General features: G+C 38.2%; 21 protein-coding genes, 3 tRNA genes and 1 pseudogene. 3 read left to right on the top strand and 22 right to left on the bottom strand.

All coding sequences use genetic code 11. The annotated features are described in order from the left end of the window. Window positions 1-73: 73 nt before the first annotated feature. Window positions 74-1,057 carry an L-lactate dehydrogenase gene (locus HMPREF2963_RS06015; RefSeq protein ID WP_003069027.1) on the top strand — a complete coding sequence of 328 codons (984 nt, stop codon included), beginning with the start codon at window positions 74-76 and terminating at the stop codon, window positions 1,055-1,057. A 275-nt stretch (window positions 1,058-1,332) separates the two neighbouring features. Here the strand turns inward: HMPREF2963_RS06015 and HMPREF2963_RS06010 are convergent, their stop codons facing one another. From HMPREF2963_RS06010 to parE, 14 genes and pseudogenes are all read right to left on the bottom strand, one after another. Next, a complete protein-coding gene (locus HMPREF2963_RS06010) occupies window positions 1,333-1,740 on the bottom strand; it encodes an NUDIX hydrolase (RefSeq protein WP_003069025.1) in 408 nt (135 codons plus the stop codon). A gap of 65 nt (window positions 1,741-1,805) precedes the next feature. Beyond that, a tRNA-Arg gene (locus HMPREF2963_RS06005) sits at window positions 1,806-1,877 on the bottom strand. A gap of 82 nt (window positions 1,878-1,959) precedes the next feature. Further along, entirely contained in the window at window positions 1,960-3,159 is a 1,200-nt protein-coding gene (gene rpsA / locus HMPREF2963_RS06000) for a 30S ribosomal protein S1 (protein ID WP_070669205.1), read from the bottom strand. Between the two features lie 162 nt (window positions 3,160-3,321). Then, a tRNA-Gln gene (locus HMPREF2963_RS05995) sits at window positions 3,322-3,393 on the bottom strand. Window positions 3,394-3,434: 41 nt separating this feature from the next. Beyond that, a tRNA-Tyr gene (locus HMPREF2963_RS05990) sits at window positions 3,435-3,515 on the bottom strand. Window positions 3,516-3,567: 52 nt separating this feature from the next. Beyond that, window positions 3,568-3,798 carry a DUF2969 domain-containing protein gene (locus tag HMPREF2963_RS05985; RefSeq protein ID WP_003024423.1) on the bottom strand — a complete coding sequence of 77 codons (231 nt, stop codon included), beginning with the start codon at window positions 3,796-3,798 and terminating at the stop codon, window positions 3,568-3,570. Between the two features lie 103 nt (window positions 3,799-3,901). Beyond that, a pseudogene (locus HMPREF2963_RS05980) lies at window positions 3,902-4,924 on the bottom strand (branched-chain amino acid aminotransferase); the annotation flags it as partial. Between the two features lie 137 nt (window positions 4,925-5,061). After that, a complete protein-coding gene (gene parC, locus HMPREF2963_RS05975) occupies window positions 5,062-7,518 on the bottom strand; it encodes a DNA topoisomerase IV subunit A (protein ID WP_070669204.1) in 2,457 nt (818 codons plus the stop codon). Window positions 7,519-7,877: 359 nt separating this feature from the next. Next, window positions 7,878-8,696 carry an aminoglycoside 6-adenylyltransferase gene (locus HMPREF2963_RS05970; RefSeq protein WP_070669223.1) on the bottom strand — a complete coding sequence of 273 codons (819 nt, stop codon included), beginning with the start codon at window positions 8,694-8,696 and terminating at the stop codon, window positions 7,878-7,880. A gap of 86 nt (window positions 8,697-8,782) precedes the next feature. After that, on the bottom strand, window positions 8,783-9,157 hold the full coding sequence (locus HMPREF2963_RS05965) for a hypothetical protein (RefSeq protein ID WP_070669203.1): 375 nt from the start codon (window positions 9,155-9,157) through the stop codon (window positions 8,783-8,785). A gap of 1 nt (window position 9,158) precedes the next feature. Next, window positions 9,159-9,704 (bottom strand): hypothetical protein, encoded by a 546-nt coding sequence (locus HMPREF2963_RS05960; protein WP_070669202.1) that lies wholly within the window; start codon window positions 9,702-9,704, stop codon window positions 9,159-9,161. A gap of 70 nt (window positions 9,705-9,774) precedes the next feature. Continuing rightward, entirely contained in the window at window positions 9,775-10,524 is a 750-nt protein-coding gene (locus HMPREF2963_RS05955; protein WP_070669201.1) for a DUF6261 family protein, read from the bottom strand. Window positions 10,525-10,797: 273 nt separating this feature from the next. Beyond that, complete coding sequence (locus tag HMPREF2963_RS05950) at window positions 10,798-11,961, bottom strand: AbiH family protein (RefSeq protein ID WP_070669200.1); 1,164 nt, start codon at window positions 11,959-11,961, stop codon at window positions 10,798-10,800. Between the two features lie 18 nt (window positions 11,962-11,979). Beyond that, window positions 11,980-13,923: a DNA topoisomerase IV subunit B gene (gene parE / locus HMPREF2963_RS05945; RefSeq protein WP_070669199.1), complete on the bottom strand. Its 1,944-nt coding sequence runs from the start codon at window positions 13,921-13,923 to the stop codon at window positions 11,980-11,982. Between the two features lie 181 nt (window positions 13,924-14,104). On the opposite strand from parE, the gene plsY reads away from it, so the two are divergent. Further along, a complete protein-coding gene (gene plsY / locus HMPREF2963_RS05940; protein WP_070669198.1) occupies window positions 14,105-14,752 on the top strand; it encodes a glycerol-3-phosphate 1-O-acyltransferase PlsY in 648 nt (215 codons plus the stop codon). A 209-nt stretch (window positions 14,753-14,961) separates the two neighbouring features. Here the strand turns inward: plsY and HMPREF2963_RS09380 are convergent, their stop codons facing one another. The 4 genes from HMPREF2963_RS09380 to HMPREF2963_RS05925 form a co-directional block, all read right to left on the bottom strand. Continuing rightward, window positions 14,962-15,126 (bottom strand): hypothetical protein, encoded by a 165-nt coding sequence (locus HMPREF2963_RS09380; RefSeq protein ID WP_186821955.1) that lies wholly within the window; start codon window positions 15,124-15,126, stop codon window positions 14,962-14,964. 193 nt (window positions 15,127-15,319) lie between these two features. Beyond that, window positions 15,320-15,937, bottom strand: coding sequence for a hypothetical protein (locus tag HMPREF2963_RS05935; protein WP_070669197.1), 618 nt, complete (start codon window positions 15,935-15,937; stop codon window positions 15,320-15,322). 47 nt (window positions 15,938-15,984) lie between these two features. Continuing rightward, window positions 15,985-16,452 carry a deoxycytidylate deaminase gene (locus HMPREF2963_RS05930; protein WP_006267890.1) on the bottom strand — a complete coding sequence of 156 codons (468 nt, stop codon included), beginning with the start codon at window positions 16,450-16,452 and terminating at the stop codon, window positions 15,985-15,987. Between the two features lie 16 nt (window positions 16,453-16,468). Further along, a complete protein-coding gene (locus tag HMPREF2963_RS05925; protein WP_070669196.1) occupies window positions 16,469-17,053 on the bottom strand; it encodes a TetR/AcrR family transcriptional regulator in 585 nt (194 codons plus the stop codon). Window positions 17,054-17,187: 134 nt separating this feature from the next. On the opposite strand from HMPREF2963_RS05925, the gene HMPREF2963_RS05920 reads away from it, so the two are divergent. Then, the gene (locus HMPREF2963_RS05920) at window positions 17,188-18,033 is read left to right on the top strand and encodes a DegV family protein (RefSeq protein ID WP_003068986.1); all 846 of its coding nucleotides are present in this window, start codon (window positions 17,188-17,190) and stop codon (window positions 18,031-18,033) included. Between the two features lie 236 nt (window positions 18,034-18,269). On the opposite strand, the gene HMPREF2963_RS05915 is transcribed toward HMPREF2963_RS05920, so the two are convergent. From HMPREF2963_RS05915 to eno, 4 genes are all read right to left on the bottom strand, one after another. Then, window positions 18,270-19,001, bottom strand: a complete 732-nt coding sequence (locus HMPREF2963_RS05915; protein WP_070669195.1) for a DUF3307 domain-containing protein — start codon at window positions 18,999-19,001, stop codon at window positions 18,270-18,272. Continuing rightward, the gene (locus HMPREF2963_RS05910; protein ID WP_022524577.1) at window positions 18,994-19,671 is read right to left on the bottom strand and encodes a SatD family protein; all 678 of its coding nucleotides are present in this window, start codon (window positions 19,669-19,671) and stop codon (window positions 18,994-18,996) included. The genes HMPREF2963_RS05915 and HMPREF2963_RS05910 overlap by 8 nt, the downstream gene beginning before the upstream one ends. Before the next feature lie 152 nt (window positions 19,672-19,823). Then, window positions 19,824-20,567 (bottom strand): NAD-dependent protein deacylase, encoded by a 744-nt coding sequence (locus tag HMPREF2963_RS05905; RefSeq protein WP_070669194.1) that lies wholly within the window; start codon window positions 20,565-20,567, stop codon window positions 19,824-19,826. Window positions 20,568-20,644: 77 nt separating this feature from the next. Next, window positions 20,645-21,949, bottom strand: a complete 1,305-nt coding sequence (eno, locus tag HMPREF2963_RS05900) for a surface-displayed alpha-enolase (RefSeq protein WP_003068974.1) — start codon at window positions 21,947-21,949, stop codon at window positions 20,645-20,647. Window positions 21,950-22,123: the final 174 nt, after the last annotated feature.

The following is a 22,123-nucleotide window of genomic DNA, read 5'->3' as shown; positions in this document are numbered from 1 at the left end:
TGTTACAAAAGTGATAGAATGAAGTTGTAAAGGGAAAATGTTCCCCAATAAAATAAAGGAGATGTTTAGCAAAATGACTCTTACTAAACAACATAAAAAAGTCATCCTTGTCGGTGACGGTGCTGTAGGTTCTTCTTACGCATTTGCTCTTGTCAACCAAGGTATCGCTCAAGAACTTGGTATCGTTGATATTTTCAAGGAAAAGACAGAAGGAGATGCTGAAGACCTTAGCCACGCCCTTGCCTTCACTTCACCTAAGAAAATCTATTCAGCAGAATATGCTGATGCGCACGATGCAGATCTTGTTGTTTTGACTGCTGGTGCACCACAAAAACCGGGTGAAACTCGTCTTCAATTGGTTGAAAAAAACCTTCGCATCAATAAAGATGTTGTTACCAAAATTGTTGAGTCAGGATTTAATGGTATTTTCCTTGTGGCTGCTAACCCAGTTGATATCTTGACTTACTCAACTTGGAAATTCTCTGGATTCCCTAAAGAACGTGTCATTGGTTCAGGTACTTCTCTTGACTCAGCACGTTTCCGTCAAGCGCTTGCTGAAAAATTGGATGTAGATGCTCGCTCTGTCCATGCTTACATCATGGGAGAACATGGTGATTCAGAATTCGCTGTTTGGTCACATGCTAACGTTGCAGGTGTCAACCTTGAAAATTATCTTCAAGACGTAGAAAACTTCAATGCTGCTGAATTGGTTGACTTATTTGAAGGCGTTCGTGATGCTGCATACTCAATTATCAATAAAAAAGGTGCAACATTCTATGGTATCGCAGTTGCCTTAGCTCGTATTACAAAAGCTATCCTTGATGACGAAAATTCAGTTCTTCCACTTTCGGTATTCCAAGAAGGTCAATATCCTGGTGTTACAGATTGCTACATTGGACAACCAGCTATTGTTGGCGCACATGGTATCGTACGTCCAGTAAATATCCCGTTGAATGATGCTGAAAAACAAAAAATGCAAGCTTCTGCTAAACAATTGAAAGATATCATCAATGATGCTTTCTCTAAAGAAGAATTTGCTTCAGTAGCTAAAAACTAAAGAATTTCCTTTCTTACTCCTTGTTTTATCAAGGAGTTTTTTCATTTTAAAACAGGAATAAAATTTGAACTTTTTTAGTTTGCGGTTTTAGCTTCGTTACCTAACATTCCTTTAGAATCTTGAAGTATGAATGAAAAAAATTGTTCTTTCGAGTTTGAAAAGCGAATGTTATTGGAACTGTTTCATAAGTCCTATCTATTCTTTCAACTATATTAATAGCTTTTACTAGCGTAAAGTAAGGCTAAGATAATATTATCTTAGCCTTACTTTATAACTTATTTGAATAGATCGTTTAAATATGGAACAATTGTTTCTTCTTTCATATCCGATAAGGTCTGAATCCAGCGAAATGCTGTATGCTCTTCCGGATCAAGTTTTATCTCTCTATTATATTCTAGCAATTTCGCCTTATACACTAGACGCGTAAAAACGATGCCTTTTGTATCATCGTAACAGCTATCCTCATGAAGTATCTCACTTAATTGTATCTTTTGGTTGACTTCTTCCATCGCTTCTCGTACAGCACCTTCTCGCGGCAATTCGTCTTCTTCCACACTACCTCCTGGAATATCCCAATATTCTGGATACATGTTTGGAGAACCACGTTTTATTTTACTTCGTTTAATAAGCAAATATTTTCCATCTTTTTCAATTAGAGCATGAGCAATCAATTTTATAGGCATTCGCAATCTCCTTTGTAAAAATAAAAAATCTTGCATAAAACAAGACTTTCAAGTAATAAACACAATCCACCCTGAGAGAATCGAACTCCCATCTCAAGAACCGGAATCTTACGTGATATCCATTACACTAAGGGTGGCAACTATTTTATTATATAAAAATTTTATAAAAATAACAAGTAAAAAAGGACTGAAATGATAAATTCCAATCCTTTTATTTGATTATAATTCAATATCACCAAACAAGTCAGCCATTGAAAATCCAGTTTGAGTTTCTGGAAGTTCAAAGTCACGTTTTTCTTGACGTTTTTGACGACGAGGACGTGATTGACGTTTTTCTTTTTGGTCATCTTCTTGTGCTGGACGTTCTTCAAGAGCCTTGATAGAAAGTGATACACGTTCTGCATCAGCGTTTACATCAAGAACTTTCACAGTTACTTCCTGACCGACTTTAAGCACATCTTTGGGATTTTCAACACGTTTATGTGAAATTTGTGAAATATGGACAAGTCCGTCAATACCTGGTAATACTTCTACAAAAGCACCGAAATCTGTTAAACGTTTAACTGTACCTTCGATAACATCACCGGCAGCAAGTTTTTGTTCGACACCGTCCCATGGTCCAGGGGTTGTAGCTTTAAGAGAAAGCGATACACGACCTTCTTCTTCATTCAAATCAAGAACTTTTACTTCGATTTCATCGCCAACTGATACAACAGATTTTGGTGAAACATTGCGCTCATGTGACAATTCAGTTAAATGAACAAGTCCGTCAACACCACCAAGATCAATAAAAGCACCAAAGCTTGTGATACGTGCAACTTTCCCAGTCACGATGTCACCAACAGCCAATTTACCAAACACTTCAGCACGTGCTGCTGCTGCTTGAGCTTCTACAACTTCACGACGTGAAAGGATAAAGCGATTTTCTTTTGGATCCACTTCTTTAATTTTTGCTTCAAATTCTTGACCTACAAAACGTTCAGTGTTACGAACGAAACGAGTATCTAGCATTGAAGCAGGAATAAATCCACGAAGTCCTTCAAATTCTACCGAAAGTCCGCCTTTAACAGCACGAGTCCCTTTTACAGTAACAACTTCTTCTTCACGTCCAACCAACTTGTCCCATGCCTTGCGAGCTTCTAAACGTTTTTTAGATACTAGGTAAGTAACTGTATCCGTATCTTTACCCACTACTTGACGAAGAACAAGCAATTCAAGTGTTTCACCCGGTTTTACAAGGTCGTTAATGTCAGCATTACGATCGTTTGTCAATTCACGAAGGGTCAAAACACCTTCCACACCAGTTCCAGCGATTGCAACATTAGCTTGGTTCGCATCAACAGTCAATACTTCAGCAGTAACGACGTCGCCTGGCTCAACTTGGCTAACACTATTTAGCAAATCTTCAAATTCATTCATCTAAAAAAATCCTCCAACAATCAAGCATTTCTCGCTTGACATACTTATAATATTTTTCCTAAGCACCGCAATGACATTGAACTATCTTTAACGTTTCTCACCCTATAAAGAAATAAAATACCCTAAGATATTTTACCATTTATCTGATATATTACCTAAGAACTGGGGTAGCTGGATTCGAACCAACGCATGAGGGAGTCAAAGTCCCTTGCCTTACCGCTTGGCTATACCCCAAAAAAGAACGTGGTCATACCATTAAAAATTAAGTACGCTCATGGAGAGGGAGGGATTCGAACCCCCGAACCCGAAGGAGCGGATTTACAGTCCGCCGCGTTTAGCCTCTTCGCTACCTCTCCTGTATAATCAACAGTATTCATTATACCATTGATGAAAAGAAAATACAAGCATTTATTTACTCAAATTATAGGTTTCAATCAATTTTTCCACAGCATTTTCAAGTTTTTTATAAAAACTATCAACATTTTCATTTTTTATGATAGCAAATTGCCCGTTAAACTCAGCAATTTGACCAATGACTTTTTTTCCAATTGATAGAACATAACCTTCGTACTGGTCAGTTCCTACTTTGACTTGGCTATCTGCCAATTGGATTTCAATCTTTTTATCTTTTTTACTCATCATATACCTCTTTCAAGTCTCTATTTTACAAAAAAATAGGAAAACTAGCAAGTGATATGTGACAATAAAAGCTACCTCAACCGAGAGATAGCTTCAAACATTTTTAAACTTTTACGATCCAGCCTTCTGGTGCTTTAACATCGCCAAATTGGATACCGGTTAATTCATCATAAAGTTTTCGAGTAACAGGTCCAACTTCTGTTTCACTATAAAAAACATGAAACTCATCACCGTGCTGAACACCACCAATTGGAGAGATAACCGCTGCTGTGCCGCAAGCCCCTGCTTCGACAAATTTATCTAGATCATCTATGAAAATATCCCCCTCAATAGCTTTCATGCCCAAACGATGTTCTGCTAGGTATAGAAGAGAGTATTTTGTGATAGAAGGCAGGATAGATGGGCTAAGTGGTGTGATAAATTCATTATCTGCGGTAATACCAAAGAAATTGGCAGAACCCACCTCTTCAATTTTGGTATGAGTTGCAGGATCTAAATAGATTACATCTGAAAATCCGTTTGTTTTCGCATATTGACCAGGAACAAAACTTCCTGCATAGTTTCCCCCTACCTTAGCTGCACCTGTTCCATGTGGAGCCGCACGATCGTATTCCTCTTGAATGAGAAAATTAGTTGGTTGCAAGCCTCCTTTAAAGTAATTTCCAACAGGCATAGCAAATACAGTAAAAATGTATTCATCGGCTGGTTTTACGCCAATGATGTCACCGATACCTAGCAACAGCGGACGAATATAAAGAGTCCCTCCTGTTCCATACGGTGGAACGTATTCTTCATTTGCACGAACAACCTGCTTAACTGCATCAACAAACATATCAGTCGGAACTTGTGGCATTAAGAGCCGGTCTGAGGTACGTTGTAGACGTTTTGCATTTTGATCCGGGCGAAATAGTTGAACGCTGCCATCTTTTGTGCGATATGCTTTCATTCCCTCAAAAGCCTGTTGTCCATAATGAAGGCAGGGAGAAGATTCAGACATATGCAAAGTAGCATCTTCAGTTAATTCTCCTTTTTCCCATTGACCGTTTTTATAATAAGCGAGATAACGATAAGGTAATTTCATATAGGAAAAGCCTAGGTTTCCCCAATCAAGATTTACTGACATAACATTCTCCTTTTTGAACTTATGTTTTTAATTTTACACTATTTTTAGATATTTTCAATAGTTTTTTGCAAAATTCTGAAAATTTTTTAATTTCAGTTTATAACGACAATAACAAATCAGCCACTTGGACTGATTTTCAATTATTTAAGATTCGCAGAAAACACTTCTTCATCAGAAATGGTATCTGAGATAAAACTACCATTGCTGGTTCTTTCAGATAAAGCAAGATCAGATAGATTCACCTCGTAAGTCGTTCCTTTGCTGGATACAATAGAAAGGATCTGCTCTTCTTCTGCTGCTGGATTGTCTGAACTGAAGAGATCTAGTTCTGCAGGCTGCTCCTCAAAGACAGGACCTGCTTGAAAGACACGATGTGGCTTGGACTTCAGATCGTGCAACACTTGCAAGCCACGATTCGCTCGACTAGTCACAGGAATGTCTGCAACTGCCATTCGCTTGAGCGCTCCTCTCTGAGTCAAGATATAAAGTGAATCAGTATTGGCAATAAAAGCAGTAGCTAGGACATCATCTTTTTTGAGATTGATAGCTTTGACACCTGCTGCCTTAGCACCCACAATTGGTACTTCTTCGATATTGAACCGAAGAGCATAACCGTTCTTAGTCACTAACATGACATCGTCCAGCTTGATTGGAGAGAGGGTGATAATTTGATCGTCTTCATTTTTTAGTTTAGCAAACTTGATAGACTTGGACTTATAGGTTCGCCAAGGACTAAATTCTCTTCGCTCTACGCGCTTGATTTGCCCTAGTTTTGTTACCGCAAAATAAGTTCTTTCGTCAAAATTATCAACCAATTCTGTATAGATGACTTCTTCATTCGTCTCAAAATTAGTAATAGTTTGACTGAGGTGTTCCCCGATTTCTTTCCAGCGAATGTCTGCCAGTTCATGAATCGGTCGATAGATGACATTGCCAAGGTTGGTAAAAATCAAAAGATGCTGAGTAGTTTTCGCCGAGCTGACAAAAACCAGACGATCATCATCCCGCTTACCGACCTCATCAACTGTTGATGAATTGAAAGAGCGCGGACTAGTGCGTTTGAGGTAACCGCCACGAGTGACGCTAACAAAAGTTTCTTCTTCCACAATCAGACTCGCTGTATCAATCTCGATGGCATTTGCCGTATCTTGCAATTCACTAAGACGAGGATTACCAAATTTCTTTTTGACATCGCGGAGCTCACGCTTCATGAGGTTATACATGGTGCGCTCATCGCCGATAATAGCAGAAAGCATCGCAATTTTATCGCGCAGCTCTGCTTCTTCCTCCTCCAGAACGACTACGTCAGTATTGGTTAAGCGATAAAGTTGGAGGGTGACAATGGCTTCAGCCTGCTCCTCGGTAAAATCATAGCTGACTTTGAGATTTTCCTTCGCATCTGATTTATTTTCCGATGCACGAATGAGCGCAATCACTTCATCCAAGATAGAAATCACTCGAATCAAACCTTCTACGATATGCAATCGCTTCTCAGCCTTGGTCTTATCAAAACGGCTGCGAGCCAGAATAATCTCCTTGCGGTGAGCAATGTAGCTGGTCAAGATTGGTACAATTCCTACCAAACGTGGTGTGAAATGATCAATGGCCACCATGTTGAAATTGTAGTTAATCTGCAGGTCCGTATATTTAAAAAGGTAATTAAGAATTAGCTCGGTATTGGCATCCTTTTTCAGCTCAATGGCAATACGAAGCCCATCGCGGTCAGACTCATCCCGCACTTCTGCAATACCAGCTACCTTGCTATTGACCCGAACATCATCAATCTTCTTGACCAGAACAGCCTTGTTAATCTCATAAGGAATCTCTGTCACAACGATCTGCTCTTTGCCACCTTTGAGCTTTTCAATTTCCGTCCGAGAACGCACGACGACGCGACCCTTTCCAGTCTCATAGGCTTTCTTAATCTCATCTCGCCCTTGTACAATGGCTCCCGTTGGGAAGTCAGGACCTGGCAGAAATTCCATGAGTTTGTCAACCTTAGCTTTGGGATGATCAATCATATAAACCACTGCATCGATGACTTCAGCCAGATTGTGAGGCGGAATGTCTGTCGCATAACCAGCAGAAATTCCCGTCGCACCATTAACCAAAAGGTTTGGAAAAGCAGCAGGCAATACAGTTGGTTCTTTCTCCGTATCGTCAAAGTTCCAAGCAAAAGGTACGGTGTCCTTTTCGATGTCTTGCAACAAGTAGCCGGCAATCTCAGACAAGCGCGCCTCAGTGTACCGCATAGCGGCTGGCGGATCACCATCCATAGAACCATTATTTCCGTGCATTTCCACTAAAATCTCGCGGTTCTTCCAATCCTGAGACATGCGGACCATGGCGTCGTAAATGGAGCTGTCACCATGCGGGTGAAAATTCCCCATAATGTTTCCGACAGACTTTGCAGACTTGCGGTAGCCCTTGTCAAAGGTATTGCCGTCCTTATTCATAGAATAAAGAATACGACGCTGCACGGGCTTCAGTCCGTCACGAATGTCGGGCAAAGCCCGCTCCTGAATAATGTATTTGGAGTAGCGTCCAAAACGCTCTCCCATAATGTCTTCTAAAGACATGTTTTGAATATTAGACATAAGATACAAAGGGACGTTTCGGCTTGCCGAAAATTTCTGTAGAAAAATAGGAAATCAATGCAGGGTTCGATGAACCCAAAGCGATTTATCTTTTTTCCTAAGAAATTAATCCCGTGTTCAATTCCTTTCTTTAGAATAAAAAGGGGGTTAGCTGCCTTAGGTAACATAGGACGCTAGCAAATCTACGGTTTCATGGCTAATCTGAGAGCCAGAGTCTCTCAGATCCCCTGATATAAAATCACTTGGTGATTTTATATCTACTACTACTTACAGCGGCAACTGTTAGATTAGGCGAGCAGGTAATTAATCATTTACACTTTTCACAAACTCGCATTTGTATTTGATATAATTAACAATCACTAGCCCATTCCCAACTTCTCCTTGGCATATGCCAGCATCTTCTCTGCTGTTTCTTTGTCATAGAGAAAACCTGTCTTTTTGGCAAAACTTTGAGCTTCTTTATGGAAAAAGTTCAAGGTAGCCAACAGAGACTGGGTGAGCTTTTCTTGGTCGGAGAAATCAAGCAAGGCTGTGAAGGCCTCCTCCTTCTCCGCGGGCAAATACTGAAACAGATACTTATAGTTCTTGCCGACATCAATCACTCCCTTGTTCGCTGCCACTTGCCAAGCTAGAAGCTTGAGCAATTCTTTCTGACAGATACCATAGAGATGATCTGCTGCATACACAAATTGTTGCCTCTGAATGCCTTTAACAACGTAAGCTGAAACCCACCAGAATTCATTACAAGATTTTGCAAAGTCATCCGCACTTGCTGGTTTTGTCCAGTAGCGTTTGGGACTGGGGGTATAGGGTTGAAAAAGTCCCTGTGGGTCGTCCAACACCGTAAAGTCTGCTTCGCTATCCACCCACTCTTTAATGTGCTCCTTAGGGCAAAGGGTCAAATCTATCCGATTACCATCTTCAAAGAGCATCAAGTAAAGACGGCGATGGTCTAGTAGGTTATGCTGCTCAATCATGCGCTTGCCAAACTGGTCCAACCAAGTAAGGTCAGCCACCAGACCATCCAAATCCTCCACAATGTAGACCACATCATAGTCTTGGAACTCGTCCTTGGGAGCATTTGGGTTTGTCCGCGAGCCGGACATAGCAACAGCCTCGACCTGTAGCGCTTTTGCGATTTGCAAAATCACATCAAACATCTCGGTTTCAGTTCTCATGGGAATACCTGCCTTTTTAGTGAAAACTCTTGATTCTGTAGAGGACATGTCTATAAAGCGGACTGTCAGCTGGAACTTTTTCATTATCAATTTCTTTGACAAATTCCAGCCAAGCTTTTGCATAAGCGTGACAGCCATCTTTGTTTTTGTTCCTTCTTTTTAAACAGCTTATTAATAATAAGTAAAACTACTAACAAAACAGCTAATACATTTGTTTGACGTCCAATTGGCTTGAACCACCAGCTTTGATTACTTGCAAAATTAACCCCTACAATGATACTCATACTCAATATTCCACATCTGATCCAGTCTGAATTTTTAAGTATAATATTGTACTTTTCTTCCTTTTCCTGATTAGCTTCACTGGGTTTTATATAATTATCTAAATACTTCTTAGCATCAAATTCATTTATCTTATCCTCACTATTTTTAGTGATCTTAATATCTATATCATGCTTCATTTCATACACTTCCCATCATCTTTTCATTGATTCTTTCAATCAGATTATATTCTTCATCGTTATTCTCTAAGGTTCTGCATATTTCCTTCGCTTTTTCATACGTTTCACGAATAAATTCTGGTTGTTTTGAAAATTTTCGAGGAACCTTCAAGAATTTTAATGATGATACCATAGAAGCATTATACTCCCAATGATTCTTCAACAGACACCTGATAAACACTCTGATGATTTCTTGTTCTTGATACAAGAGACTTGTTTCATGATGCTCAAAGTATTTCAACGAAATAAGGTCACAATAGTAAATCATGATATTAGATATCCAATCAAAAGTATATTTTTGGACCTCTCTAGTTGGTTCATAGCGAAGAGCTGTCCTTAACACCTGAACCTCTTTCAGCGTAATTTCTTTAGCAGAAGCTACATCAAATAGCTTTGAGCGCCAGCCTGAAATGCTATCTAAAGAGCTTCTATAACTGGTATACATAGCAACTATTGATATAATTCCAGCAACTAAACCAGCAATTAAACCGCTCGCTAATTCGTTCATCTCTATACCTACTCCTTCTTATTTGTTTGCTAAGATTTATTTTGCATTCACATAAATCAACCAGAACAACCTATTTGGCTTCTTCTAATTGTGTTGGGGAAGTTTTTTTGCTTGGTTTACGTTTTTTGTAGCGGGTGCGGATAGTGTTGAGGTGGTCACGGAGATTGACCATGTGAGTTCTTTCGGGATAAGCATAAGCACCGATAGCCGTAAAGTCCACTAGAAAATCATAGATTTCTTGCAGCTTGAGGCGGACGGTCTTATTCTGGCTCGGAGCCTTGCCCTTGAGCTCAGTCAGTCGCTCCTTGTAAACCTTGTCAAAAGCTTTCTGAGCCGCTGCCAGACTATCGACATGGGCTTCCAGATGAAGCTTAGCTAACGCTGTCTGGTAGGCTGACTTTTTCAGCTCTTGAAGTAGATGCTTAATGCCCTCGGTCTCCTTTTCAAAGCTAGTTCCAGCTAGGCCGGTGTAGTTTTTCAGGAGCTGAGACAAGGTCTCGTAAGCTTCCTTGGTCGCTGCATCCTTGACCCTTGCAAAGGCCCGAACCAAAGACTGGAGCGTAGCCAAAGCATCGTCGCGCTCACGGTCAGCTTTATCTAGACTAGCCACCAGCTTACTGGACTTGGTCTGATGAAGCCCGCCCTGTAGCTTAGCCAAAAGTTGCTCCATCTCCGCCAGCTTAGTCGTGTATATAGCGTCCACCTTGTTTTCCTTGATAAAAGCCGCAATTTCCTCCATGCTCTCAGACATGAGCTGGAAAAATTCGTTGTTTTCTAAAGATTTAACATCCAAACTGGTAGTTCCATAAATTTTTTTCATTTTTACAATCTCCTAATTTTTCGTCTATTTTTTATTTTAATGTACTTTTTACTTCGTCCGATTCTCGGAAAAAGTTTTTTGCTCTTGCAAGAGCTCGTCCGAAAAACAAACGTTCGTCTTTTACTCCAAAAATACTCGTCCGATTTTCGGACAAACAGAATTTGCCAAGAAAGGCCTCGTCCGAAAATCGGACGGACTCATTTTAGCTCTAGCGAGCTTGTCAGAAAATCTGGTGAGAAATTTGTCGTTTCATTATGGGGGATAATCATGGATTCAATCCAAACAATCCAATTTGAAGGCATTTAGTTTTGTTTTAGAATTATACTGAACTATAGCAATTTTCTTATGAAGCTTATCTAGTTTACCATTATCCAGTTTCTCGTTGGTTGCCACATTAATAAATCTATTAATTGTTTCACCATCAGATTCATTATTGCTATTGTAATTATAAATAATCAATTCAGAATCTGTCTCCAAAAGTGAGTTAAGAATATTATTCCACCACCAAAAGTCACTATCACCGAGTGATAAACCGTATAATATAAACAAATCAGTATTATTGAAATATGATTTATATTTTTTATCATTCTGAGCCCAATAGGGTTTTAAAAAATTCTTTGCTTTGTTTCTATTATCAACATTTGTTATTTGATTTTCGTTATCGAAGCCAAATAACATTGATTTTGGAACATTTTGATAACCATGGGGATGAGTGATGTTGGTCATCAAATAACTGGAAAAATAAGTGGAGCTATTCCAAGAACAATGATCGTTAGTAAAATTATTAGGATTTACCGCAAAAGAAATTTGTCTATCAGCATATTTCCACGGATGAGGATCATATTGTTCTTTATCCAATACTAAAATATTATCTAACATAGAAGTATAGTTGAAATTTAAAATTTCCCAATTAAATAATTTATAATGGTTTACTTTTGATGGAAAACTCAATTTTCGGAAATTGCTTTCATCTAAATCTGCCAAAAATTTTTGAAATGATGAAATTGCTAGCTCGCTTTTACTGCTATCTTTTCCTAATTGAGCTAACATATTTGGAGTTATTATATCATTTAAAAAATTAGAAAATTCAACCTGAAAGTGATTAAAATCATTAGTCAATCTCGCTTCATTGATATAATTATTCTCGTTGAAAATCTCAATTAAACTATTCTCAAAATCACTCCAATTTTGCTTAATATTAGGATCTTTTTCATTATCTTTCTTATCCTCAGTCATTTTTTGAAAGATCATATTATCTTTATCAAAATTCTTATAGCAGAGATAATTATAGAAATTTTGATAAGAAGTCTGATACGGAGAATTTAGATAACTCATTAACTGAATATCTACTCCATTACCAAACAAAGCCATAATATTAATTTGGCCATCATCAGCCAGTCTTGCAAATTCTTGATTTGTATATTTGGTATAACTCATATTCTCTTTTTCATCCTTTCAAAACACTCCACTCTCCTCCAGCGTAAACTTGACGTTATCTTCAATCCATTTACGGCGGGGGGGGACTTTGTCTCCCATGAGGACATTGACGCGGCGTTCGGCACGGGCAAGGTCTTCGATAGTGACACGGATAAGGGTGCGATTTTCAGGATTCATAGTGGTTTCCCAGAGCTGGTCAGCGTTCATTTCCCCCAGACCTTTGTAGCGCTGCAGCATGGCACCTTTGCCAAATTTCTTGCGCAAATCTTCTAACTCACCATCTGTCCAAGCATATTCGACAACTTCATTTTTGCCTTTGCCTTTAGACATCTTATAAAGCGGCGGCAGAGCGATATAGACATGACCTGCTTCAACCAGCGGACGCATATAGCGGTAAAAGAAGGTCAACAAGAGCGTCTGGATATGGGCTCCGTCCGTATCAGCATCGGTCATGATGATAATCTTGTCATAGTTGGCGTCTTCTAGAGAGAAGTCCGAGCCAACACCTGCACCAATGGTGTAAATCATAGTATTGATTTCTTCGTTTTTGAGAATATCTGCCATTTTTGCTTTTGCAGTATTGATAACCTTACCGCGGAGAGGCAGAATCGCCTGAAACTTGCGGTCACGACCCTGTTTGGCAGACCCACCCGCAGAATCTCCTTCGACCAGATAGAGTTCGTTTTTAGCTGGATTTTTGGATTGGGCTGGCGTTAATTTCCCAGACAGCAATCCCTTGTCTTTCTTGTTTTTCCTGCCATTACGGCTTTCATCTCTCGCCTTGCGGGCTGCCTCGCGTGCATCTCTTGCCTTGATTGCCTTGCGGATCAGATTAGATGCCAATTCGCCATTTTCCAGCAAGAAGAAGGTCAATTTGTCAGACACAATCGAATCCACTGCAGGTCGAGCCAGTGGGCTTCCTAACTTGTCCTTAGTCTGTCCCTCAAACTGCAAATGCTCTTCCGGCACCAAGATAGACAACACAGCTGCCAAGCCTTCACGGTAGTCAGAACCTTCCAGATTTTTATCCTTTTCTTTCAGCAAACCGGTCTTTCTCGCATAGTCATTCATGACCTTAGTAATAGCTGACTTAAGCCCTGTCTCGTGCGTTCCACCGTCCTTGGTGCGGACGTTATTGACAAAAGAAAGGATATTGTCTGAATAACCGTCATTGTACTGGAGAGCCACCTCTACCTGAAAACCGCCCTCTTCTCCCTCGAAATAAAGAACTGGTGTCAATGTTTCCTTATCTTCATTCAGATAGCTAACAAAATCTTGCACCCCATTTTCATAATGAAAATCAACAGACTCGCCCGTTCGCTCATCTGTCAGAGAAAGGTGAACGTTTTTGAGCAAAAAGGCCGATTCATTAAGCCGCTCTGCGATTGTATTATATTTAAAATCAATCGTTGAGAAAATCGTGTCATCTGGCATGAAAGTCACTTTCGTACCAGATTTGGACTTAGCTGCTGTCCCAATTTTCTTCAAAGTTGTTGCTGGCTTTCCACCATTTTCAAAACGTTGTTTATAAATTGTACCGTCACGTGTGATTTCAACTTCTAACCAACTAGACAGCGCATTGACCACAGAAGAACCAACCCCGTGTAAGCCTCCCGATGTCTTGTAACCGCCCTGACCGAATTTTCCGCCTGCATGCAGTACCGTAAAAATAACCTCAACAGTTGGGATTCCCATCGCGTGCATACCGACTGGCATTCCCCGACCGTGGTCTGCTACAGTCAAACTCCCGTCTTTATGAATGGTCACGTCAATCTTATCACCAAAGCCAGACAGAGCCTCGTCAACTGCATTGTCAACAATTTCCCAGACCAAATGGTGAAGCCCAGTTGCATCTGTTGATCCGATATACATACCAGGACGCTTACGAACCGCGTCCAATCCTTCTAATACTTGAATGGCATCATCATTGTAATTGTTAATATTGATTTCCTTTTTTGCCACAAGGAACCTCCTGAATCATTCATCCTTTCTATCTTACAAGTTTTTAGCAAATTTTGCAAAGATTTTTAGAAATAGTGTATTCTTTCTGCTTCTCACCACCATTTTTTCAGCCTAGACAAATTTTGTAAAATATTCCTTATCATTCCTCAATCAAAATCAAAATTCATGGTATAATAAAAACATGATAAAAATAGTTTTTACATTGATATTGGCTTATTTGATAGGCTCAATTCCTGCCGGACTTTGGATTGGACAAGTATTTTACAAGAAAAACCTCCGCGAATACGGTAGCGGAAACACAGGAACGACCAATACCTTTCGTGTCCTTGGGAAAAAAGCAGGAATCATCACCTTTATTTTTGACTTTTTTAAAGGAACATTTGCGACGCTATTGCCTCTTTTTCTTCACATCAACGGTATTTCTCCTCTCGTTTTTGGACTTTTAGCCGTTCTTGGGCATACCTTCCCCATTTTTGCAGAATTTAAAGGTGGTAAAGCCGTAGCAACTAGCGCAGGCGTCATTCTTGGATTTTCACCGACTTTCTTCACTTATTTAGCTATCATCTTTTTCAGTTGCTTATATCTGACCAGTATGATTTCCTTTTCAAGTGTGACAGCTGCTACCTCTGCCATTTTGGGAGTTGTCTTTTTTCCACTATTTGGCTTTCTTTTACCACGTTATGATGTACTCTTTACCGTAATTGTATTCGCATTAGCGCTCATCATTATCGTCCGACACAAAGATAATATCCGGCGAATTCGGATGAAACAAGAAAACCTCATTCCCTTCGGATTGAATATCACAAAACAACAACCCAAACAGAAATAAAGGGAACTCTATATAGCAGTTTACACCAACTGCAATAAGCAGCATTTTAAAATAAGATTTTTGTAAATTTGATAATAATAATTTATTTCTGTGTAAACAAGTATGTAATTTTAAAAATAAAAACGGAAGAAGTAATATTCTTCCATTTTTATTTAGCCTTGACTTTATTGATTTCTGAAATTGAATCTTTAAACGTAACGTCTTGAATATTATGTGAGTGTCTTTTTTGTAGTTTCTGGCGATGTCATATCAATAACCACAAATTCATCACCTTCAAGATTCTTGTCTTTATCAACAATCGTAGAAACTTGGAAAAGACATGCACCATTGACATAATGCACTAAGACTAAGCAATGTCGACAAAATAGAAACATTTATTTTTTCTTCTTCATAATCAATCCTCTTTTATTATTTTTTGATTATATTATATAAGATTTTTTGATAAACTAAAACCTTATTTAGTAAATTTCAGTTCATCGTTCGTTAAAATGGATATAAAAATAAAAATACTCTAATTTTTATATTAGAATACCTTTATTTTACAAACATTATGAAATTTTCATCTTATTACTTTATCTGTGCCATCAAACCCTTCAGCTCTGTCGCTCCAACGCCATCACCTGCTTTTTCAAAACACGCCAGTGCTTTTTGTGCATAAAGCTTAGCTCTTTTTATATCTCTCTTAGCTAACATTACCTCAGCCAAGGCGCGATAAGCACAAGCATGGTTGACTAAATCATCTGTCTGCAATGCTAAATTTAGTGTTTCTTGCAAAAGCTCTTCTGCAAGATGAATATTTTCAAGTTTGAACTGTAAATATCCTTGTTCGTATAAATTGACTGATTTCTTTAGTACATCATCAGGGAAATGCTCTGTAATAATTGTAGCTTCTGTCATTATCAAATCATAAGCCTTTTGAAAATGTTCTTCTTCTCGTTCGACCATAGCTAGTTGATGTAAGCCTATGTGCTGTTCTTCTAGGTTCTTTTCAGACACAGCTTGAGCATAATAGTCTTTTAAAAATTGACGGGCTAACGCAAAATCTTTTTCTTCTAAAGCAATATATGCTTTTAAATTCAGTGTACTATAATTGTCTTGTTCTATTTGATAAACTAATTGCTTCGCAAGATGATATTGCCCATCAAACAATGCTTGCCAGGCTTTTTGAAGTTGTTCTTCTGTCATATTTTCTTTCCTTGTATTCATAGAAAATAAATGTTACACTCTAAAAGTTATATTAAATCAATCTCCGAAATTGCTTCTTTTACTTTTTCAATTGGCAAATGTACTAGCTCGACTTTCTTTTCGCTATATAAATAACGCGCATAATCATCCATACGGTATTGATTGATATACACCACTCGCTTGCAACCAACTTGTAAAAGCTGCTTAGTACAATTGAGGCAAGGGAAGTGCGTGACATAAACAGTAAAACCTTTCGGGATTCCACGCTCTGCACCTTGTAAAATCGCATTCACTTCTGCATGTAAGGTTCTCACACAATGCCCATCAACCATCAAACATTCATGATCAATACAGTGCTCCGTTCCTGAAACAGAACCATTATATCCTGTTGAAATAACTTTGTTCTCCTTTACAATAACCGCTCCTACACTTGCTCGCTTGCAGGTTGAGCGATTAGCAATCAAGAGAGCTTGCGCTGCAAAATATTCATCCCAAGCCAATCTTTTTTTAACCATGTTACACCTCATTGTCTTATTCATCGCTCGATTTACCATTCTTTCGCTGCAGAAAAAGCGGAAGTCCGAGCGATGCAATCTTCTCTGCTGGAACCCTCATACCGTCTTTTATCCATTTAATCAAAACAGAAACCACCGCCGAACTCCAAAAAGAATTCATGTACGTTGAAGCCTCTTTTCTGGAATAATTTTGTTGCTCTAACATATCAAACACAGCACTTGTCAACAGTTTTTCTAAATTGTAGTCTATCGCTAGACTAACAATTCGAGCTTCTTTTTTGACTTCTTTAAACAAGAACAGCCACACTTGATAAAGCTCGGTTCTCATATTGAATTGTTCCAATTTATCGGTAATCTTTTGTACTGTTCGTTGGAAAATCTCTTGTAAAATTTCTTCTTTTGAATCATAATTTCGATAAAAAGCTGCTCGCGAGACACCCGCTCTCTCTACTAATTCAGAAATGGTAATTTTGGTCAACTCTTTCTTTTCTAACAATTGCAATAGCGAGATTTCTAAGGATTCTTTTGTAATTCGGTTAGATTCCCGATTTGATATTTTTAGATTTTCTAAAGATTTTTTCGATATTTTACGTTCCGACATAACATTTTCTTTCTACATGTAACAACCGACTGTAAAGGCTTTCTAAAGCGGTGTTTTCATGATATAATTGTAAAAAAAGGCAAACCTTTTGTCAATGTCTAATTAAGGGATCATCCCACTAAAGGAGAAATTGAATGACTTGGAAAATTGTAGCTGATTCAGGCTGTGATTATAGAACTATCGAAAACCTTGCTGTTGACACCTTATTTGAAAGTGTTCCTCTGACCATTCAAGTGGGCAATGAAATCTTTATAGATAATGCTCAGCTCAATATTGATAATATGATGAAAAAAATGTATGCCACTTCTTCTGCTTCAAAATCAGCCTGTCCTAGTCCAGATGACTACATGAAGGCTTTTGATGGCGCTTCAAATATTTTTGTGGTTACTATTACAGGAACCTTATCAGGAAGTCACAATAGCGCACAAGTGGCTAAAAAACTCTATCTCGAAGAACACCCCGATGTGAATATTCATATTATTGATACTCTTTCTGCAGGCGGCGAGAATGACTTGATTATCAAAAAACTGAATTTTCTTATTGGTCAAGGTTTGAGTTATGAAGAAGTCGTGACAGAAATTACAGCCTATCAAACCAAGACAAAATTACTTTTCGTTCTTGCCAAAGTTGACAATCTCGTTAAAAATGGTCGACTAAGCAAATTAGTCGGAGCCGTTGTAGGATTACTTAACATCCGTATGGTAGGTGAAGCTAGCCAAGACGGGAAGCTAGAGTTACTTCAAAAGGCACGTGGTGCAAAAAAATCACTCATTGCAGCTTTTGATGAACTTATAAAAGCGGGCTATGTCGGCGGGCAAATCATTATTGCTCATCGAAATAATCTTAAGTTTTGCCAGCAATTTTCCGAAATGGTGCGAGAAAAATTTCCTCAAGCTGTTATTGAAGTTATTCCAACTTCTGGCCTGTGCAGTTTTTACGCCGAAGAAAATGGTCTCCTCATAGGTTATGAAATTCAATAATGTAACAAAAGGAATTAGACAGGTGACTATGAAACGAATATAATCTGAGAAGATTACGTATACGACGGAATAAAATTGAAAATTTTTAGCTCCTAGTTTCACTCCTGCAAAGTTTGAACCGTCTGAACGGATCAGCTCAGTAACCTCTATTACAAATACTTTGAGCAATAAACCACTGCGTCCTTGGTTTATTGCATCATATACTTTGAAGCTGGGAACTTTCGTCCCAGGTTTTTTTATAAATAAAGCAAACTAAAAACAATGAGCACACTAATCATGCTAAAAAGTGAGCCAATGAGGTAATATTCCGCAAAGGACTGGCTTTCAGAAATTTTGTTATAGCGAGCAATTGACTTGGCGGTAAAAACTAAACCAATCGAGGCAAATTGTCCAAATACGAGGGACAAAGCCATAATATAACGCTCTAAAATCCCAATCATCGCACCTGCACCTGCTATGGTATCTTGATCATTTCCATTTGACTGATATTTGCTAAAGAAAAACTTAAATAAAATATTAACAGGTTTTCCAACGATAGCCAAAAGTAGAAACATCTGAGCTACTAGAACACTATTTTTAAGCCAAAGTGGATAGGTTTTACTCGCCAATACGGTATAAAATAGGAAAATGCAAATGAGATGAAGTAGTTGGTCAACGATAAAAGCTTGTTTGGTACATTTTTTTTTCTCTATAAAAATATTGAGCTTGTACTTCAAAAAGTCAATAACTACATGACTAAGCCAAACCGCAGCAAAATATAGGCTATTTTGGGGGAAAAAGACACTCAAAATCAGTAATGGAAGAAAAACGATGATCAAATGTAATATTAAATATGGGAATTTCCGACTTTTTAAGTCGGCTATTTTTTGACTCTGCCATTGAAAATCAGCTAAAACATGAGCTATCAACGTTAATAATAAGATTGGATTTTGCAGGAAGAAATCTGAAAACCCCCACAACTTAGACATACCTACTCTCCTCCTTTGCTATCTCTTTTAATATCTGATTCATAGCAACTCGTTTATTTCTGAGATAAATTTTTAGACCACTTGCCTTGATACGTTTATTAAAAGCACTTGGAGTAATACCGAGCAATCTTGCTATTTCTTTATGCGAAAATGTTTCATCGTATATATTTTCAGCCAGTAATTGTTTGAGTACATCATATTGAACTTCTGTCCACTTAGACTGAATAAAAGAACACGCAGCTAACATAGCATTGACAGTCCAACTAACTTCTTCATTTGCCAAAAAAACTGAAATGTGATTGATGCCATAATCATTCTTATCGTGGATATGGTTAATGGCTTCTCTCGCCAACCAATATGCAGGACCATCAGAACCTATACTTTGTTCTTTATTGATCTCTGTAATCATATCTCCAACACCAATACCGAATCGAATTTCATAAGGAGCAAATGCAACAGAAAGCTGATCTATGATTTGGAATATATAAGAATTTGGTGAAAATAAGGCTTGAAATTCATCTCCAGTTGTGACTGTAAAGGGAGAAACTAAATAATTTTGATATTGCTGATTCAACTCTTTCATCAATTGTAATAAGTGCTGTTGCACCTGTGCTCGATCTTGTATTTTTTTTGATTCAATAATATCGCCAATAAGAGCAATGTACATCATTTTCTCACCTCTTTTTATCTATTATAACGGAAATTTTTAAAAATTTCCATTACAAAGGACATTTTATAAAATTTCCGTTTTAAAGGACATTTTTAAAATTTTACCTTTTTTAAAAAATACAGTTAAATGCCATACATTCACTGATTTTCGAATTAATTATCCGTTAATTTCCATACTTTACTGAGCACCTCACCAATCTTTCCCTCGATGATTAAGCTAGCTTGATTATCATGTACCACTTTACTTTTATTGATAACGACTAGCTGTCTTCCTTGAAAATACTGAACCAAACTAGCCGCTGGATAAACAACTAGCGAGGTTCCACCAATGATGAGTAAATCAGCTCGACTAATAGCTTGAATAGCTTGAGAAAAGACGTCCATATTTAGCGATTCCTCATAAAGAGTCACATCTGGCTTAACTATGTGACCGCAAGTCTCACAATAAGGAATGGTTCCAGATAATCTCAAAAAATCCTCTAAGTCATAAAAACGATGACAGTTGGTGCAATAATTTCGGTCAACACTACCATGAATTTTCAATACATTTTTGCTTCCCGCTATCTCGTGTAAACTATCAATATTTTGCGTGACAATCGCTTTTAATTTCCCTGTCTTTTCTAGATGAACTAAATAATCATGGGCTACATTTGGTCTGGCATCCGGATAAATGAGATATTTTTTGTAAAAGTCAAAAAACTGTTCTGGATAGCGTTCAAACATCGTATGGGAAACTAGTTGCTCTGCTGTAAAATGCTGGTTTAACTCAATATTGTAAATACCATTTGAGCTGCGAAAATCCGGAATACCAGATTCAGTTGAAACACCTGCACCACCAAAGAATACAATATTTTGACTACTTTGAATAATATAAGCCAGTTCTTCAATTTTATCCATATTGCCCTCCTAAAATTTATCGATACAATAAAGAAAAAATCGACTAGTTTCACTAGCCGATTCGTATTATAACTGAATTATTTTGACAAGTTATAGAAAGATTTCAAACCACGATATTCAGCTACTTCACCAAGTTGGTCTTCAATGCGAAGCAATTGGTTGTATTTAGCGATACGATCTGTACGTGAAAGTGAACCAGTCTTGATTTGTCCTGCGTTAGTTGCGACTGCGATGTCAGCAATTGTTGAATCTTCAGTTTCACCTGAACGGTGTGATACAACAGCAGTGTAACCAGCTTCTTTCGCCATTTCGATAGCGTCAAATGTTTCAGTAAGAGTACCGATTTGGTTAACTTTGATAAGGATTGAGTTAGCACAAGCTTCGTTGATACCTTTTTCAAGATAAGAAGTATTTGTTACGAAGAAGTCGTCACCAACAAGTTGCACTTTCTTACCAAGACGTTCAGTAAGTTTTTTCCATCCATCCCAATCGTTTTCATCCATACCATCTTCGATAGTGATGATTGGGTATTTGTTTACTAATTCTTCGAGGTAGTCAATTTGTTCATCAGCTGTACGAACTGCAGCTCCTTCACCTTCGAATTTAGTATAATCATAAACTTTACGTTCTTTGTCGTAGAATTCTGATGATGCACAGTCAAAACCAAGGAATACATCTTTACCAGGAACATAACCAGCAGCTTCAATGGCAGCAAGGATTGTTTCTACACCGTCTTCAGTTCCATCAAAACGAGGAGCAAATCCACCTTCGTCACCAACAGCTGTTTCAAGACCACGAGATTTAAGGATTTTCTTAAGAGCGTGGAAAATTTCAGCACCCCAACGAAGAGCTTCTTTGAATGTAGGTGCACCAGCAGGTACAATCATGAATTCTTGGAAGGCGATTGGAGCATCTGAGTGAGAACCACCGTTGATGATGTTCATCATTGGAGTTGGAAGAACTTTAGTATTGAATCCACCAAGGTAGCTGTAAAGTGGAATTTCAAGGTAATCAGCAGCAGCACGTGCCACAGCAATAGATACACCAAGGATTGCGTTTGCACCCAATTTACCTTTATTTGGAGTACCATCAAGTGCAATCATTGCACGGTCAATAGCTTGTTGATCGCGAACGTCATAACCAATAACTGCTTCAGCAATAATATTGTTTACGTTGTCAACAGCTTTTTGTGTACCAAGACCACCGTAACGAGATTTGTCACCATCACGAAGTTCAACTGCTTCGTGTTCACCAGTAGAAGCTCCAGATGGAACCATACCACGTCCGAAAGCACCTGATTCAGTATAAACCTCTACTTCAAGTGTTGGGTTACCGCGTGAGTCTAGGACTTCGCGAGCGTAAACATCAGTAATAATTGACATTTTTTACTCTCCTTTGAGTTATTTTATTTACATTCCTATCATACCTTAAAAATCGGTTTTTTTCAAGGAAAAATCGTGTCTTTCTATGAAATTTACGATAATTTTCTGTGTAAGCGTTTTATATTTCCGAATGTTTCTTGGATAAATTTCAAAAAAGTATGTTATACTAACTTT

Origin of the sequence: Streptococcus sp. HMSC067A03 (assembly GCF_001814295.1) — a bacterium.
Lineage (GTDB): Bacteria > Bacillota > Bacilli > Lactobacillales > Streptococcaceae > Streptococcus > Streptococcus constellatus.
The sequence above is the reverse complement of the archived record's forward strand: the minus strand, read 5'-3'. Positions and strand labels throughout refer to the sequence as shown.

Bases quoted from the DNA above. Each gene is read 5' to 3' on its own strand.
- HMPREF2963_RS05925 (WP_070669196.1), bottom strand. From the start codon at position 17,053: ATGTCGGAACGTAAAATATCGAAAAAATCTTTAGAAAATCTAAAAATA.
- HMPREF2963_RS05970 (WP_070669223.1), bottom strand. From the start codon at position 8,696: ATGAGAACTGAAACCGAGATGTTTGATGTGATTTTGCAAATCGCAAAA.
- HMPREF2963_RS05955 (WP_070669201.1), bottom strand. From the start codon at position 10,524: ATGAAAAAAATTTATGGAACTACCAGTTTGGATGTTAAATCTTTAGAA.
- HMPREF2963_RS05965 (WP_070669203.1), bottom strand. From the start codon at position 9,157: ATGAAGCATGATATAGATATTAAGATCACTAAAAATAGTGAGGATAAG.
- HMPREF2963_RS05985 (WP_003024423.1), bottom strand. From the start codon at position 3,798: ATGAGTAAAAAAGATAAAAAGATTGAAATCCAATTGGCAGATAGCCAA.
- HMPREF2963_RS05920 (WP_003068986.1), top strand. From the start codon at position 17,188: ATGACTTGGAAAATTGTAGCTGATTCAGGCTGTGATTATAGAACTATC.
- HMPREF2963_RS05905 (WP_070669194.1), bottom strand. From the start codon at position 20,567: ATGGATAAAATTGAAGAACTGGCTTATATTATTCAAAGTAGTCAAAAT.
- parC (WP_070669204.1), bottom strand. From the start codon at position 7,518: ATGTCTAATATTCAAAACATGTCTTTAGAAGACATTATGGGAGAGCGT.
- HMPREF2963_RS05930 (WP_006267890.1), bottom strand. From the start codon at position 16,452: ATGGTTAAAAAAAGATTGGCTTGGGATGAATATTTTGCAGCGCAAGCT.
- HMPREF2963_RS06015 (WP_003069027.1), top strand. From the start codon at position 74: ATGACTCTTACTAAACAACATAAAAAAGTCATCCTTGTCGGTGACGGT.
- rpsA (WP_070669205.1), bottom strand. From the start codon at position 3,159: ATGAATGAATTTGAAGATTTGCTAAATAGTGTTAGCCAAGTTGAGCCA.
- eno (WP_003068974.1), bottom strand. From the start codon at position 21,949: ATGTCAATTATTACTGATGTTTACGCTCGCGAAGTCCTAGACTCACGC.
- plsY (WP_070669198.1), top strand. From the start codon at position 14,105: ATGATAAAAATAGTTTTTACATTGATATTGGCTTATTTGATAGGCTCA.
- HMPREF2963_RS09380 (WP_186821955.1), bottom strand. From the start codon at position 15,126: ATGTTTCTATTTTGTCGACATTGCTTAGTCTTAGTGCATTATGTCAAT.
- HMPREF2963_RS05910 (WP_022524577.1), bottom strand. From the start codon at position 19,671: ATGATGTACATTGCTCTTATTGGCGATATTATTGAATCAAAAAAAATA.
- HMPREF2963_RS05935 (WP_070669197.1), bottom strand. From the start codon at position 15,937: ATGACAGAAGAACAACTTCAAAAAGCCTGGCAAGCATTGTTTGATGGG.
- HMPREF2963_RS05960 (WP_070669202.1), bottom strand. From the start codon at position 9,704: ATGAACGAATTAGCGAGCGGTTTAATTGCTGGTTTAGTTGCTGGAATT.
- HMPREF2963_RS06010 (WP_003069025.1), bottom strand. From the start codon at position 1,740: ATGCCTATAAAATTGATTGCTCATGCTCTAATTGAAAAAGATGGAAAA.
- HMPREF2963_RS05915 (WP_070669195.1), bottom strand. From the start codon at position 19,001: ATGTCTAAGTTGTGGGGGTTTTCAGATTTCTTCCTGCAAAATCCAATC.
- HMPREF2963_RS05950 (WP_070669200.1), bottom strand. From the start codon at position 11,961: ATGAGTTATACCAAATATACAAATCAAGAATTTGCAAGACTGGCTGAT.